This is a genomic window from Skermanella aerolata KACC 11604 (assembly GCF_000936425.1).
GTDB lineage: Bacteria > Pseudomonadota > Alphaproteobacteria > Azospirillales > Azospirillaceae > Skermanella > Skermanella aerolata.
This window is the reverse complement of the sequence record NZ_AVFK01000023.1, coordinates 116041-130242: the sequence shown is the minus strand read 5'-3', so window position 1 is coordinate 130242 and position 14202 is coordinate 116041. Positions and strand designations below refer to the sequence as shown.

At 61.6% G+C, this 14202-nt stretch carries 12 protein-coding genes; 5 read left to right on the top strand and 7 right to left on the bottom strand.

Annotation, left to right across the window (positions count from 1 at the left end; all coding sequences use genetic code 11):
- A partial coding sequence (locus N826_RS24265) for a PLL family lectin (RefSeq protein WP_211099370.1) occupies positions 1–1049 on the bottom strand: 1049 nt, incomplete at its 3' end.
- Between the two features lie 2093 nt (positions 1050–3142).
- On the opposite strand from N826_RS24265, the gene N826_RS24260 reads away from it, so the two are divergent.
- The gene (locus tag N826_RS24260) at positions 3143–5026 is read left to right on the top strand and encodes an adenylate/guanylate cyclase domain-containing protein (protein WP_052831947.1); all 1884 of its coding nucleotides are present in this window, start codon (positions 3143–3145) and stop codon (positions 5024–5026) included.
- A gap of 256 nt (positions 5027–5282) precedes the next feature.
- On the opposite strand, the gene N826_RS45785 is transcribed toward N826_RS24260, so the two are convergent.
- Complete coding sequence (locus tag N826_RS45785) at positions 5283–5414, bottom strand: hypothetical protein (RefSeq protein WP_280178465.1); 132 nt, start codon at positions 5412–5414, stop codon at positions 5283–5285.
- 275 nt (positions 5415–5689) lie between these two features.
- The gene (locus N826_RS24250) at positions 5690–6676 is read right to left on the bottom strand and encodes an MBL fold metallo-hydrolase (RefSeq protein ID WP_044432980.1); all 987 of its coding nucleotides are present in this window, start codon (positions 6674–6676) and stop codon (positions 5690–5692) included.
- Between the two features lie 177 nt (positions 6677–6853).
- Between N826_RS24250 and N826_RS24245 the strand changes: the two genes are divergently transcribed.
- On the top strand, positions 6854–7759 hold the full coding sequence (locus tag N826_RS24245) for a LysR family transcriptional regulator (RefSeq protein WP_044432979.1): 906 nt from the start codon (positions 6854–6856) through the stop codon (positions 7757–7759).
- Positions 7760–7834: 75 nt separating this feature from the next.
- Here N826_RS24245 and N826_RS24240 read toward each other — a convergent pair whose 3' ends face one another.
- A complete protein-coding gene (locus N826_RS24240) occupies positions 7835–8461 on the bottom strand; it encodes a cytochrome c (RefSeq protein WP_211099369.1) in 627 nt (208 codons plus the stop codon).
- A gap of 137 nt (positions 8462–8598) precedes the next feature.
- Positions 8599–8931, bottom strand: coding sequence for a winged helix-turn-helix transcriptional regulator (locus tag N826_RS24235; protein WP_211099368.1), 333 nt, complete (start codon positions 8929–8931; stop codon positions 8599–8601).
- Positions 8932–9067: 136 nt separating this feature from the next.
- On the opposite strand from N826_RS24235, the gene N826_RS24230 reads away from it, so the two are divergent.
- Together N826_RS24230 and N826_RS24225 are read left to right on the top strand one after the other, a co-directional pair.
- Positions 9068–9394 carry a nuclear transport factor 2 family protein gene (locus N826_RS24230; RefSeq protein WP_044432977.1) on the top strand — a complete coding sequence of 109 codons (327 nt, stop codon included), beginning with the start codon at positions 9068–9070 and terminating at the stop codon, positions 9392–9394.
- Positions 9394–10182, top strand: coding sequence for an SDR family oxidoreductase (locus N826_RS24225; protein ID WP_044432976.1), 789 nt, complete (start codon positions 9394–9396; stop codon positions 10180–10182). The genes N826_RS24230 and N826_RS24225 overlap by 1 nt, the downstream gene beginning before the upstream one ends.
- Here N826_RS24225 and N826_RS24220 read toward each other — a convergent pair.
- Entirely contained in the window at positions 10179–10946 is a 768-nt protein-coding gene (locus N826_RS24220; RefSeq protein ID WP_044432975.1) for a GAF domain-containing protein, read from the bottom strand. The genes N826_RS24225 and N826_RS24220 overlap by 4 nt on opposite strands.
- A 286-nt stretch (positions 10947–11232) precedes the next feature.
- Between N826_RS24220 and N826_RS24215 the strand changes: the two genes are divergently transcribed.
- The gene (locus N826_RS24215) at positions 11233–12852 is read left to right on the top strand and encodes a GMC family oxidoreductase (protein ID WP_044432974.1); all 1620 of its coding nucleotides are present in this window, start codon (positions 11233–11235) and stop codon (positions 12850–12852) included.
- A 92-nt stretch (positions 12853–12944) separates the two neighbouring features.
- Here N826_RS24215 and N826_RS24210 read toward each other — a convergent pair whose 3' ends face one another.
- Positions 12945–14180 (bottom strand): cytochrome P450, encoded by a 1236-nt coding sequence (locus tag N826_RS24210; protein ID WP_044432973.1) that lies wholly within the window; start codon positions 14178–14180, stop codon positions 12945–12947.
- Positions 14181–14202 lie beyond the last annotated feature (22 nt).

The following is a 14202-nucleotide window of genomic DNA, read 5'->3' as shown; positions in this document are numbered from 1 at the left end:
GACGTGTAGACACGGCCGTCATTGCCGCAGATGAACAGGTCGAGATTGTCCGGCGTCCGGGCGACCGCCGCCACAGGCGCCCCCGCTGGGAAGACGCCGCCAATGGAGCGCCAATTGTCATTGATGCCGGACCAGTCCTGACCTTGCGACCACCACGACGTGTAGACACGGCCATCGTTGCCGCAGATGAACAGGTCGAGATTATCCGGCGTCCGGGCGACCGCGGCTACTTTTGCCCCCGCCGGGAAGAAACCACCAATCGCCCGCCAGTTGTCATTGATGCCGGACCAATCCTGACCTTGCGACCACCACGACGTATAGACACGGCCATCATTGCCGCAAACGAACAAGTCGAGCTGACCGGGCTTTCTTGAAACCGCGGTCACGGGCGCGCCGACAGGAAACATCCCACCCAGCGAACGCCAATTGTCCGCGACACCCGACCATCTGCTAGCCTGAAAATTGCGGCCTTCGAATAAGAGCTCGTAGCGACCGCCATCACCTTCTATGTTGATCGACTTCTGGATGGTCTGGCCTGCCTCGGCACGCACCAGTTCGTCCGCCGAGAACCTTAGTTCCGCAATGCCGATCTTATCGTCGAAGTTTGGCGCACCCGTTGGAGTGCCCATCGCGGAGTTAATATCGCGCAGAAGCGCCGCGACCTTGGTGCCTCGATCAGCAGTCAGGCTGCCCAAAATCGATCCACCGACAATGCCTTTAATGACTCCACGCAAAGCCTCGGGGTCGCCATCGTCATTTTCCATGAGACTCACGATGAAAATGGCATTGTCCGGATCACTCAAGGGAGATGGTTGCCCATTAATGCCCCAAAACGACTGGGATGAGCCGGGCGCTGGGTGCGTCTCTTCATCATCAACATCGTCAAATCCGTATCGAACGACATCAAATGCCGGCAGAGGAACGGGAAAGCCTTGTACAGGTATGGAAGATGCGAGGTTTACGGCGGTCACTAGCACATAAGGCTCATCGGCTCCAACCTCATCCGTTTCCTCATGGCAATGTATGTTTCGGAGATATAACTGAACCATGATGTTCTCCATTCATTGGTTTGTCGGGATAGTGAACAAGTTCATCTTGAAGTTTTCGCTTTCCAAACTAGAAGACGCTATTGCAGGCTCCTCAGGTTTTTGAGGATTTACCATCGTCAAAACGGCGGTATATCAACATACAGCGTACGGACTTAGATCCCGTTTGATAAATGCCTGAATAAACAACCTATTGTTTGCCACAAGACATCTGGTCGTAACAGGATGTATGTTTTGTAAATTATCAGAAGATCTCTTAGATATTTAAAAGTTCATTGCTTTTGCAAGGGCATGCAACACGATGGTTACTAAAACAGGCCAGCTACCGTCAGCTGAGGAAATCCTACTCAGCCGGAAGCAAAGGGGAAACTACAGGTCTTTGGCGACAGGACTATAATGCGACTTTGTCGTCGGCACTGTCGAGATGTCGCCAATCGGATCGGCCGGCTGTATCGTCGATCCACAGCCAGATGTCAGCGTCTGATCCTGCGTCAGGTATATCGCCAGTGTATACGGCGACTTGGTACACGACCGCGTCTGTCGTCTCGGGTTCAGCTCCAACTGATATTCGGTACCCTCTTGTTAGTATTTCTTCAGTCGGGCCTAATACCTCATCAACGTTCTTGGCTCCAGATGCCATAGTCAGTTCTCTCCTATACAACTTGAATTGAACCTACGCGTGCAGAGAGCCGATGAGGCTAAAAAAACCGTATCTCACTAGGACAATCTGGTCTGACTGTTGACCCAGCAAATCAGCACCTGACATCTACAAACAGACATTGATTTGAAATGAGAACTGTTTTTTACTATTGAATGGCGCCAGGACTGTTCTTCAATCAATATACCATTTTATAAAGCTATTTGGTGATCCTATTAGAGACATTTTTGAAAGATCAGCCCACTTGCCAAACCTATTTTCGATGTGTGCTTCCACTCGATGTCCCGTGTCTTTTTCTCACAAGCAATGAACGCATGATGTGACAATGGTCACTCATTAACTTCATGGCAGAATAATTTTTACTGTGCATAAAGTATTGACTGTAACTATAGCGTTGGTGTAGCAAGGCAGAATGGATGGGTTGGCAGGCGAAGGCTGGCCCTGGGGTTAGAGCTGGCTCGGGAAACTTGGACATCGGGGTAAGTGGAGTTTTTGCCTGAAAGCGGCCAGTATGCGTGCCGCACCAGTATGCGTGCCGCACAAGAGAAGCAATGACCACACGACCACATCGGAACCACACACCGGCTTTCAAGGCGAAGGTGGCCTTGGCCGCCGGCAAGGTCAGTCATACCCTGTTCAGCCCAGCTCCCCCAACCTCGCGGCTGTCCCCAAATCAACGCGCGTTTATGTTGAATTAAAGCTATTATGGCTAATTTTCGATAATTGCCTGTATGGGGTTTTTGGTGTCAAGCTGGTAACCGTTGTCGAGCTCCTTCAGTTCGATTGCGCTTGCAGGGCTGGTGGCCGGATCAAGAGCGGCGCGACAGTGTCGAGTGGTGCGGCGCGCCCTTGAGGCGGGCGCCGGCCCAAAACACGCTGCTGTCTGCTCCGAAAGCATAGCGGCTTTCGGAGCTGCCTCGCGGCGAGCGATTTTCTACCGTCTGTCGGCGTGATGAAATGGACGGCATCCCGCATCTGGCACGTCATTGCCATGTGACGGGGCGAGGATTTGTCCGACATATGCGCGGAAGATCTCTCAGTTCAGGGCGCCATCGAGCACACTGTAAGGCATGAAGACCATCCCCTGCCGAGAAGGTGTCGGCAAAGCGGAACATTTTTGCACTCGCGTGTACTGTGTAGCGAATGCTCTATTCTGCGGTTTGAGCATAAGGACAGGTCGGTGGCTATACTCTACCGCACCGATTGCCGCAGCCGCAGCAGGGTGCCATCGTCGTATGCAGCCACAGTCAAGCCTTGAGAGCGTTCGCCATGACCGTCGCTGCCCTGAACAGGTCACGCTGTCCGGATCAGTAAGTCGGTGTGGCCGATCCGGCCATCTGGTTCATTTGGTCAGCATTTCAGGTTTCGGACATTGGCCGGCGGAGCGGAACCGTAGACTTCAACAACCGATCTGCCTGGAGGAGGGAGGACGACGACCATGGCGACGACGCGGGTCGAGCGACGACTCACTGCCATCCTGGCGGCCGACGTAGTCGGCTACAGCCGACTTATGGGATGCGACGAGCAGGGCACGCTCGAACGCCTCAAGGCACACCGCAGGGAGCTCTTCGAGCCGCTCCTGGCCGAGCACCGGGGCCGCATTGTCAAGCTCATGGGCGACGGCGCGCTCTGCGAGTTCGCCAGCGTTGTTGACGCGGTCGCCTGTGCCGTCGCCATTCAGCAGAGCATGGCCGGTCTGGAGCAGGATCTGCCCGAGGCGGAGCGCATCCGGCTCCGCATCGGCATCAACACCGGCGACGTCATTATCGAAGGTGACGACATCTACGGTGACGGCGTCAACGTCGCCGCCCGACTGGAAGGTCTGGCCGAGCCGGGCGGGATCTGCGTCTCGGGCTGGGTCCACGAGGAGATCGCGCGCAAGCTCGCGGTCAGCTTCGTCCCGATGGGTGCACAGCGGGTCAAGAACATCGCCACGCCGGTCGAGGTCTGGCGCGTCGTGCCGGGTGGTGGGGCGGCACGTGCCGAACCTATGCGACAGCGCCGTGCATTCAAGCCCGCGCTGGCAGCGCTCGCCCTGATCCTCGCCTTCGGGGTCAGCGCCGGCGGCTGGTGGTGGTGGAACCAGAACCGCGAGTCGTCTCGGGCCAGCGGGGCATCTTTGCCCACTCAGCCTTCCATTGCCGTCCTGCCGTTCTCCAACCTCTCGGGCGATCCCCGGTGGGAGCGGTTTGCCGACGGGACCACCGAGGATATCATCACAAACCTCGTCCGCAGCCCCGACCTGGTTGTGATCGCCCGCAACTCAACGATGCCCTACAAGGGCAAGCCGGTCGACGTGCGCCAGATCGGAAAAGAACTGGGCGTCCGTTACATGCTCGAGGGCAGCATCCAGGCCGAGGCGGGGCGTGTACGGGTGACGGCGCAGCTCATCGACGCCACGAGCGGCAGCCACCTGTGGGCGGAGCGCTTCGACCGTCCCGAGGCAGAACTGTTTGCAGTCCAGGACGAGGTCGGTCGGAACGTCGCAACCGCGCTCGGCGGCTGGTACGGCAAGCTCCACGAGGTACGACGCATGGAGGCCAGGAGGCGGCCGGCAAGTTTGGAGGCCTATGATCTCTTCCTGCTCGGCCTGGAGCAGAAGCACCAGTACACCAAGGCCTCCACGCAGGAGGCCATCCGGCTGCTCTCACGTGCAGTCGAGATCGATCCCGGCTTCGCGAGAGCGTGGCTCATGCTGGGTATAGCCTACAGCCTGTCAGCGGCGAGCGGCTTCGTCGACGATCCGCTCGCCGCCGTGCAGGCCTATGTCGAGTGTGTGAGGAAGGCCGCGGCGCTCGATCCTTACGACGCCCATCTGATGACCCACGTCGGATGGGTAAGCGCGCTGGAGGGCGATCAGAAGGGAGCGGAACAGGCGTTCGACCGGGCGTTGGCGATGGGCACAAGTGACGCCAACGCACTGTCGTCCGCAGCCTGGGCTCTGCCGCTCCTGTTCGGGAAGGCGGACGAGGCCGTGCCGATCGCCCGTCGCGCCATGGAACTGGATCCGGCAGGGGTGGCGGGGCATACGCCTGCGCTCGTGATCGCGCAGTATATCGCCGGACGATATGAGGAAGCGGTAGAAGCGTCGCGGCTGGCCCCTCTGGATGGGGGTGAGATGCTGATGTTCTATGCCATGGCGCAGGAACAGGTTGGGCAGGTTGAGGAGGCTCGCAAGGCTGCCGAACGGATCCGGACCGAGTTCCCGAGCTTCACGGTAGAGAACTACATCCGCGACTGCCCGGTGACCTCGCCGAAGGCGCAGGCCGCTATCCGCGAGGGCGCAACCAAGGCGGGCTTGATGCCTGTAGTGACACAGTAACAGTCGGGAGCATGGCAAAGTGTGGGAGGCGATGGAGTCGAAGGTGTTTGCGCCGGATAAGGTAGCGCTTCCCAAGGTAGTTTTGGGGCAGGACTGCATCTTCAAGCCCAGTGCTGCCGGTCGCCAACAACACCATCTCCTACGCTTTCCAATGCTCCCGTCTTTGTTCAGGCTGACAAGGTTTGGGCAGCAGCTGATGGATGCGGCAGCGTTGGGTCAGGTTGGAGCGGACAAGCCAGGCGAAGGTGAGTGGGCTTTAGATGGTGTTCTGAGAGGCCTTGGCGAGCCACAGCAGCACGAAGGCGATCAGCGCCCCGGTGATCTGGATCCGTATGGCGTTCTCGCTAGTGTTATGGCCGAAATGGCTGACTCCCGCTAGCAATGGCAAGCTGTTGTTGGGCCACGGCCCAACCTACAGGCTCCTGCTTCGAAGGTTGGGCCGTGGCACAACAACGGCCCGAGTGTGAACGGGAATCATTCTTTTGGATCAGAACACTAGTGCCCAGGAAGTGGCGCAGTTTCAGCGTCTGCTTGACCCAGCGGAAGAACAGTTAGATCGGCCGGAGCCAGCCCCGTCGCAGCCGCACCGGCGGTGCCGAGAAAACCGCATCGGTCGATCTTGGACTAGCCCATGAGAGGTCTCCCGTTTCCCAGATTTCGGCGTCAAAACTGCCAGTTTGCGGGGACCCAGGCGTAGCCGCCATCGGTTCTCAGCATCCGGCCGAGACCCGGAAATGGAAAATGGAAACCAAGCACCGGAATGCGATCGGCGGCCGCCCTGTCGAAGATGCGACGGCGGGAGGCGAGTGCGGTTTCCTTGTCGCGATCGGGGCCGGGACGCCAGGGATTGTCGACGTTAACGACCGGGTGATAGGCGAGATCGGCCGTCAACAACAACTGATCGTTTCCGGAATGGATGAGGAAGGCGGCCATGCCGGGCGTGTGGCCGGATGCGACGATCGTCGTGAGGCCCGGCACGATCTCAGCGCCCGCTTCATAGAGCTCGACATCGTTCGTGACGGGTTCGAGGCTGCTCTTGATCGCGGCGGCGAAGCGTACGCGAAAATCCGCCGGCACGGGCATGTAGGATAGATCTGGATCGGTGCGGAAGAAAAAATCCCAGTCCGCCTTCGGCAGGAAGACGGCGGCGCGGGGGAAAGCCTTGCCGCCGTCAGCGGTTCTGAGGTTGCCGACATGGTCGGGGTGGGTGTGAGAAATCACGATCGCATCGATATCCGCCGGAACGAGCCCGATCGCCGCCAGGTTCTGGAAAATCCGACCGCCACTCGGACCCATGGTCGTGCCCGCGCCGGCCTCGATGAGAATCCGCCGTCCGCCGGTTTCGATCAGAAGCGTATTCAGGTTCAGCGTCATGTGATCGGCCGGCAGGAATGCGCGCCGCAAAATCTCCCGAAGCTCCGTCTCGGGGGCGTCGCTCGCATAAACCCTGGGCGGGCCGCCGATCACGCCGTCGCTCAAGACCGTCGCGCCGATCTCGCCGACACGGAAACGGTAATGGCCAGCGTTGCCGCTTATCGGTGGCGTCGCCTGTGCGCTTGCAAGGCCGCCACCGCCGGCAACGAACATGGTCGATGCGCCGACGACGGCGGACAGCATGACAGCGCGTCTGTTCAGAGTGAACGCGTTCATCGAGGTTCCCTTCACGATTGCCCGCCTGCTCGCCGCATCCAGCCGCGGGACCGTGAAAGTAACCGGTGAAAGGACAGCGACCAGAGGGCGACGGTTGACTACCGATCAAGCATGACACGACATCATTGCGCGGATAAGATGGGTAGAATTGATCACCATGATTAGATCAGCTTCGCAATGAACCCAATTCGTCTGGACAGTTTGGATGTGTTCGCGGCGATCGTCCGCTGTGGTGGCTTTCGCGCAGCGGCGCTTAAGCGGGGCGTTTCATCATCAGCCTTGAGCCAAACGATCAATGCCTTGGAAGAGGCGCTTGGGATTCGGCTCCTCAATCGGACGACAAGGAGCGTATCGCCGACGGAAGCAGGACAGCGCCTCCTCGACCGGCTGGCTCCGGCGTTAAGCGATATCCAACTCGCGATAGCCGAGGTCGATGAACTGAGGGACAGTCCGTCGGGAACGTTGCGGATCAATGCCCCGGCTCCCGCCGTCGATCATCTTCTATGCCCCCTCGCGTTCGACTTCATGGAGGCCTACCCAGCGGTCAAAATCGAACTGATCAGTGACGCCGCGGTGATCGATATCGTGGAGCACGCTTTCGACGCCGGTGTGCGGTTCGGCAAGCAGTTGGCTAAAGACATGATTGCAATTCCACTGGGTCTACCGCTGCGATACGTGATCGTGGCTTCACCGGATTATATCGGACGGCATGGACGACCGCTGACGCCGCATGATTTGGTCCACCACGACTGCATACGGCGCAGGTTTCCGGGTGGGACACTCGTGTCATGGAAGTTCCGCAAAGGAAGTGAAGAGTTGGACATCAACCCGGAGGGGCGTCTTACGCTCAGTTCGGCGCATAACGAATTGCAAGCGGCCCTGGCGGGCGCGGGAGTCGCGCATGTTTTCGAAGAATATGCAAAGCCGCATCTCGATGCCGGGAGGTTGATCGAGGTTCTTGCGGACTGGAGTCCGATCTTACCCAGCTGGTTCCTGTATTATCCGAGTCGTCGTCTTCCAAGCGCCGCGATGCGAGCGTTCCTCACTTATGTGAGGACTTACGAGTGGCACACGGGGACTTGATCCGAAGAACTCTGGAGTGACTTTCAGGGAACAGCGGTCGCTCCGGATGCCTTCGCGGCAACCCGGTCGGAACCCTCAGCCGCCCTCTGCGGAGCCGTCAGGGGCCGTGACTTTCATGACGAGAAGATTGGGTTTCTCATCGGGTCCAAAGGGTCCCGGAACTTTCTGGCTGATCGGTGGCAGGCTAATCAGGTAGTCGGCAATGGCCCCGGCATCCGACTTGGTCAGTTCAGCGAAAGCGCGCCACGGCATGATCGGCGCCAGGATGCGTCCATCAGGCCTGACGCCGGTCTGAACAGCGGTCATGATGTCTTCCCTGGTCCAGTTGCCCAGCCCGGTATCCCGGTCGGGTGTCAGGTTGGAGCCGACGAAGATCCCCGTGCCTGGGATCTCGAAGCCTACGTCAGAACCGGCCAGCCGGCGGGAGGGATCGGGCTTTCCGAGAAAGTAACCCGGTGTGTGGCAGTCGTTGCATCCTCCCAGATTTACGAGATACCGGCCCCGTTCGATCTGATCCGCCGCATTCGGCTCGCCTGCTGATGGCATCGACTGGGCCTGCTCCTCCGCATGACCTGTTGCGGTCGACTGGAATGCCCACGCCGCCACTCCGGCGCTTGTCGAAACGGCCAGCAGCATTGCCAGCATCCGTAGTGCTCCGCGCCCGCGTTTCGGCTGAATATCGGGCGCGTGTCGATTTGTCATGGCTCGGTGCTCCTGTCGGTTTGACAGTCCCGAGAATGCGGCGGAAACGCTGCGCTGTTGTTTCAGGAAGCGGGAGTTGCGTTGCGTCTGTAATCTGGCCTGCCGAGGGACATCCGCGCGACGCCCGCCTCCGCTCCTTACGTTTCGCTGCTCGGCACGTCCAGGATAAGGCTCGACCGGACCTCTTCAGGCGCGTTCTCGGCCCAGAGCAGCAGGGCGTCCAGCGCCGGGCATAGAGATTGGCCCCATTCCGTCAGGTGATACTCCACCTTTGGCGGGACTTGGTGGTGGACGATGCGCCCGACCACACCGTCGCTCTCGAGCTGGCGGAGCTGCTGGATCAGCATCTTCTGGGAAATGCCGGGGATGGACCGCTCCAGATCGGAGAAGCGGCGCACCTGGCCGCCGAACAGCTGGAACAGGATGATGAGCTTCCAGCGGCCTTCCAGGACCCGGAGCACGTTCTGCACGCTCTGAGCCGCGGAGTGAGGCGAGTAGGAGGCTCGCTTACCTTCAGGTGAGTACCTTACTTTTTTGTCCGTACTTGTCATCCGAAAAGCTTAATAGCAACTTCTCTCCAACGCAACGCATTCCCGGAGAGAACCCATGGACGCGAATTTGCCGGCCCCTATCGCCGCCTATGTCGACGCGAACGCCCGCCTCGACGCCGAGGCCATGCTCGCGGCCTTCTCGCCGAACGCGGTCGTCCGAGACGACGGCGGACGGCACGAGGGACGCGAGGAGATCAAGGCCTGGATTCAGGGGGCGACAATCGACAACCGGGCGGTCTTCAGTCCCGACGCCTGGAGCGAACAGGACGGCTGCGTCGTGGTGAATGGCCTGACCACGGGCGAATTCAGCGGCAGCCCCATCCGCTTCACCGTCCGGTTCAAGCTCGACGACGGAGCGATCGCCGCCCTGGAGATCGCGTGATGTCCGCCCTTATCGATCCAGTCGAGTTCCAGGGGCGTCGCGTCGTCGTTACCGGCGGTACCAAGGGTGCAGGCCGGGCGACCGTCCAAAGGTTCGTGGCGGGCGGTGCCCAGGTCGTGACCGCCGCGCGCAAGGGTGTCGACGGTCCGGCGGGAGCCCGGCTCGTCGAGGCGGATCTGACCACCCCTGACGGAACCCTGAGACTTGCCGAGGCTGCCCTGGAGCACCTCGGCGGCGTGGACGTGCTGGTGCATGTGCTGGGGGGCTCCGCTTCGCCGGGTGGGGGCTTTGCGGCTCTGACGGACGATCACTGGCACGCCGAACTCGCCCTGAATCTGCTTTCGGCCGTGAGGCTCGACAGAGCCCTGGTGCCGGGAATGATCGCACGCGGCCAGGGCGTCGTCGTTCACGTCTCGTCCATCCAGCGGCAACTGCCGCTGTACGACAGCACGACAGCCTATGCTGCGGCCAAGGCCTCCTTGACGACCTACAGCAAGGCATTGTCGAAGGAGGTCGGGCCAAAAGGCGTGCGGGTCAATGTCGTTTCGCCGGGCTGGATCTACACGGAAGCCTCCGACGCCCTGATTAACCGGATCGCCGCGAGCACCGGCGGGACGCTGGAAGCCGCGCGCCAAAGCATCCTGGACGCCCTTGGAGGCATCCCCCTGGGACGCCCGGCCCAGCCCGAGGAAGTAGCGGAACTGATCGCCTTCCTGGCTTCGGACCGGGCCTCGGCCATCCACGGCGCGGAACACGTCATCGATGGAGGGACGGTGCCGACGGTCTAGTCTCGCCGGAGAGCCTCCCGCAACTGGCGCTCGGTGCCGCGGAGGCGGACCTCGGTGGAGCCGAGAGCCGCCAGGGCCGACAGCGTCCGCGTCTCCCGCTCGTTCAAGGTGCGGGGCCTGTTGTCGATGACGCACAGGGTGCCCATGGCGAAGCCTTCCCTGTCGAGGATGGGAGCGCCGGCGTAGAAGCGGAAGCCCTCGTCGCCAGCCACCGCGGGATTGGCGGCGAAGCGGGGGTCGGCCGACAGGTCTTCCACCCAGAAAACGCCCTGTTGCAGAATCGTGTGATTGCAGAACGCCCAGCTGCGCGGGGTTTCCACAAGATCGAGGCCCAGGCGTGACTTGAACCATTGCCGTGTCGGCGTGAGCATCGCCATCAGCGATATCGGCGCATCGAGGGTCTGGGCGGCCAGCCAGGTCAGCCGGTCGAATGCCTCTTCAGGCGGCGTGTCCAGCAGCCCCGAACGGTCCAGGGCGGCCAGCCTCTGGCTCTCGTTAGGTGCTATCGGGAAGGCGCCCCCGGCGTCGGAGTAAGTCACCTCATCCGACCCGCCGATGACGTTCGCCGAAGGCAGGTTCGGATCGATTGCGGGACCTTCGATCAAAGCCTCGATGTCGGCGCGATAGACCCGGCGGTGCCCGCCCGGTGTCTTCCAGGACCGCACGGTTCCACCCTCGATCAACAGCTGCGCAGTCCGGACCGAGACTCCCAGCAGCTTGGCCGCTTCGGTGGTGGTGAGGATGTCCCTGTCAGTCTTGACCATGATGTCCCGCCGGCTGTCCGCAGGCAGGTCGAGACCCTGCTGCGGAATGAAACAATGTAGTAGCGCGATCGTAATATGGCAGTAATTGGATCACAAATTGTTGATTTTGGCAAATCTGATAAATTTGATAGCTAGAGCGTCATCTCGGGGGGATGGGTGACTCCATAGCTCCGGGGTGCAGGCATCCTTTCCCTGCCCTGCGAGAGCTGCACCGTGCACAGCCCGACGCGCCATCGCCCACGCTTCCTTCGAACAATCTTCGTTCACTGCCACAAGGAAATTCCACATGACGCCCCAGACCTCCTTTCGCGAGGAAAGAGATTTCGCCATTGCCGCCCATGAGAACCAGGTGCGGCTGACGGCTTCGCTGAAGCAGAGCTACGATTTCATCGTCTGCGGTGCGGGTGCCTCGGGCTCGGTGATTGCCCGGCGACTGGCGGAGAACCCGCATGCCGAAGTACTGCTGGTCGAAGCCGGCGGCAGCGATGAGGCCGAGACCGTGCTCGATCCGGCGCAATGGCCGCTCAATCTTGGCAGTGAGCGCGACTGGGGATTCCAGGCGCAGCCGAACCCTCACCTGAACGACCGCGCCCTGTCCATGTCGATGGGAAAGGGACTTGGCGGCGGGTCGAGCGTCAATGTGACGGTCTGGGCGCGCGGGCACCGCAGTGACTGGGATTTCTTTGCGTCCGAAGCCGGCGACCCGGCGTGGGGATACGACAATGTCCTCGGCATCTACCGGTCCATCGAGAACTGGCAGGGAGTGCCCGATCCTCGCTTCCGCGGCACGTCAGGGCCGGTGTGGGTCCAGCCGGCGGCCAACCCGAACCCGATCGCGCATGCGGTGCTGGATGCAGCCCGGGAACTTGGTATTCCCACCTTCGACCATCCGAACGGCGAGATGATGGAGGGGCCGGGCGGTGCTGCCATCACGGATACGCTGGTCCGGGACGGCCGTCGGCACTCGCTCTATCGCGCCTATGTGCGGCCGTGGCTCGACCGGCCCAACCTGACCGTGCTGACGGACACCTTGGTACGGCGCGTGGTGCTTGACGGCCGCCGAGCCGTGGGCGTCGAGGTGATGCGCGGCGATCAAGTCCTGACGATCGGCGCGCGCCTGGAGGTCGTGCTGTCTCTGGGCGCCATGCATACGCCCAAGGTGCTCATGCATTCGGGCATCGGCGACCGCGAGGAACTGACGCGCGTCGGGATCTCCGTGGCGCAGCACCTGCCCGGCGTGGGACGTAATCTCCAGGACCATGTGTCCTTCGGCTGCATCTGGGATTACGCCGAGCCCATAGCACCCCGCAACAGCGGCAGCGAGGCGACGCTCTACTGGAAGAGCCGTCCCGATCTGGATGCGCCGGACCTGCTGTTCTGCCAGGTCGAGTTCCCGGTACCCAGCGACCGAACGATACAGCGCGGCGTGCCGCTGCACGGATGGACGATGTTTGCCGGCCTCGCGCACCCGGCCAGTCGCGGGCGGCTGCGCCTGGGAAGTGCCGATCCACTGGCCCCGATCACGATCGACGCGAACATGATGTCCGACCCTGCGGACATGCAGACCGCCGTCGCCTGCGTCGAGCTTTGTCGCGAACTGGGCAATGCGCAGGCATTCCGGCCCTTCGTCCGTGGCGAGGCGATGCCGGGTAACCTGAAAGGAGCTGATATGGAGGCGTTCATCCGCGACGCCGCCGTCACGTACTGGCACCAGAGCTGCACCGCCAAGATGGGGCGCGACGACATGTCGGTAGTGGACGCTTCACTGAAGGTCTACGGGATCGATGCCCTGCGCGTCGCCGACGGCTCCATCATGCCGCGTGTGACCACGGGCAACACACAGGCACCTTGCGCGATCATCGGCGAGCGCGCGGCGCAGATGCTCCGCGATACGCACGGCCTTTGATGATCAAGTCCCTGGGCGCTCCTACACCACGCCCAGGGACTTGATCGCCGGCGCGCGCGCCTTGATCCGATGCTCGGAAAGTCAGAGGCCCGTTACCAACTACCCTTCAGCTCCCTCAGGCCGCGTATCGCGAAGTTGGGCTGCCAGGAGGGGGAGTCGACGTCGTGCAGGTGCAGGCCGGGAAGGCGGTCGATCAGGCCAGCCAGGGTTTCCTGTCCCTCGATCCGCGTCAACTGCGCTCCCAGGCAAAAATGAATGCCGCCGCCGAACGACAGCGGCCTGACGTCGGGCCTGCCGATGTCGAGGCGGTCGGGATCGGCGAACATTCCGGGGTCGCGGTTGCCCGCACCGACCAGACAAAGCACGAGCTGGCCCTTGCATATGGTCACGCCGTCGAGCGTGACATCCTCGTACGCGGTGCGTCCGACATATTGCACGGGCGAGTCATAGCGCAGCAACTCGTTGACCGCACCAGGGATCAGGCCGGGATCGGCGCGCAGGCGGCGAAGTTCATCCGGATGGCGATGGAGCGCCAGCAATCCGTTGCCGATCAGGTTGCGCGTCGTCTCGTGTCCAGCGGCGAACAGCAGCCACACATTGGCGAGCATTTCGTCCTGCGTCAGCCCTCCCTCGTCCCCGCCCTCCAGCAGCGCCGTGATCAGATCGTCGCCGGGGGACCGGCGGCGCCGTTCGAACAGATCGGTGAAATATGAGCCCTGCTCGTCGAACATGGCGTTGGCCTCGTCGAGTTCCAGGCGGTTCATCGGCACCGGGTCCAGCATCCGGGTGGTGATGGTCGCCGTGTCGATGAAGAGCCACCGGTCGTCCTCGGGAATGCCCAGCATGTCGCAGATGACGACGACCGGCAGCACATGGGCGAAATCGCGGATCACGTCCATGGAACCGCGCGGCTCCAGCCTGTCCAGCAATTCCGCCACCAGCGCCCGGACACGAGGACGCAGCCGCTCGACACGGGCAGCGGAGAATGCTTTGGTCACGAGGCCGCGCAATCGCGTGTGGTCGGGCGGCTCGCTCATCAGCATGGTGGCGCGCATCTGGCGGAATGCCGTCTCGCCCATCATGTCCCGGCCGTACATCATCTCGATCATCGCCTCGTAGCGCCGACCGAACCTCTTGTCCTTCAGGATATTGGCGCAGGCATCGTAGTTGGTCGCCAGCCAGTATTTGCCGGCGGCATCCCACTGGAGATCTGCGTGCCGGCGCAGCCGATGGTAGGCCGGGTATGGGTCGCGGATGAAATCGAGGTCCCTCGGGTTGAACAAAGGCTCGGCTCCGACGGGAGCCGGGCGGCTGATCGTATCGGTCATGGCGGCGATATCTCCTGAATGG

What these genes read in the sequence shown, in the direction of transcription:
- N826_RS24260 (WP_052831947.1), top strand. Translation starts at nt 3,143, where the DNA reads ATGGCGACGACGCGGGTCGAGCGACGACTCACTGCCATCCTGGCGGCC.
- N826_RS24250 (WP_044432980.1), bottom strand. Translation starts at nt 6,676, where the DNA reads ATGAACGCGTTCACTCTGAACAGACGCGCTGTCATGCTGTCCGCCGTC.
- N826_RS24245 (WP_044432979.1), top strand. Translation starts at nt 6,854, where the DNA reads ATGAACCCAATTCGTCTGGACAGTTTGGATGTGTTCGCGGCGATCGTC.
- N826_RS24240 (WP_211099369.1), bottom strand. Translation starts at nt 8,461, where the DNA reads ATGACAAATCGACACGCGCCCGATATTCAGCCGAAACGCGGGCGCGGA.
- N826_RS24230 (WP_044432977.1), top strand. Translation starts at nt 9,068, where the DNA reads ATGGACGCGAATTTGCCGGCCCCTATCGCCGCCTATGTCGACGCGAAC.
- N826_RS24225 (WP_044432976.1), top strand. Translation starts at nt 9,394, where the DNA reads ATGTCCGCCCTTATCGATCCAGTCGAGTTCCAGGGGCGTCGCGTCGTC.
- N826_RS24220 (WP_044432975.1), bottom strand. Translation starts at nt 10,946, where the DNA reads ATGGTCAAGACTGACAGGGACATCCTCACCACCACCGAAGCGGCCAAG.
- N826_RS24215 (WP_044432974.1), top strand. Translation starts at nt 11,233, where the DNA reads ATGACGCCCCAGACCTCCTTTCGCGAGGAAAGAGATTTCGCCATTGCC.
- N826_RS24210 (WP_044432973.1), bottom strand. Translation starts at nt 14,180, where the DNA reads ATGACCGATACGATCAGCCGCCCGGCTCCCGTCGGAGCCGAGCCTTTG.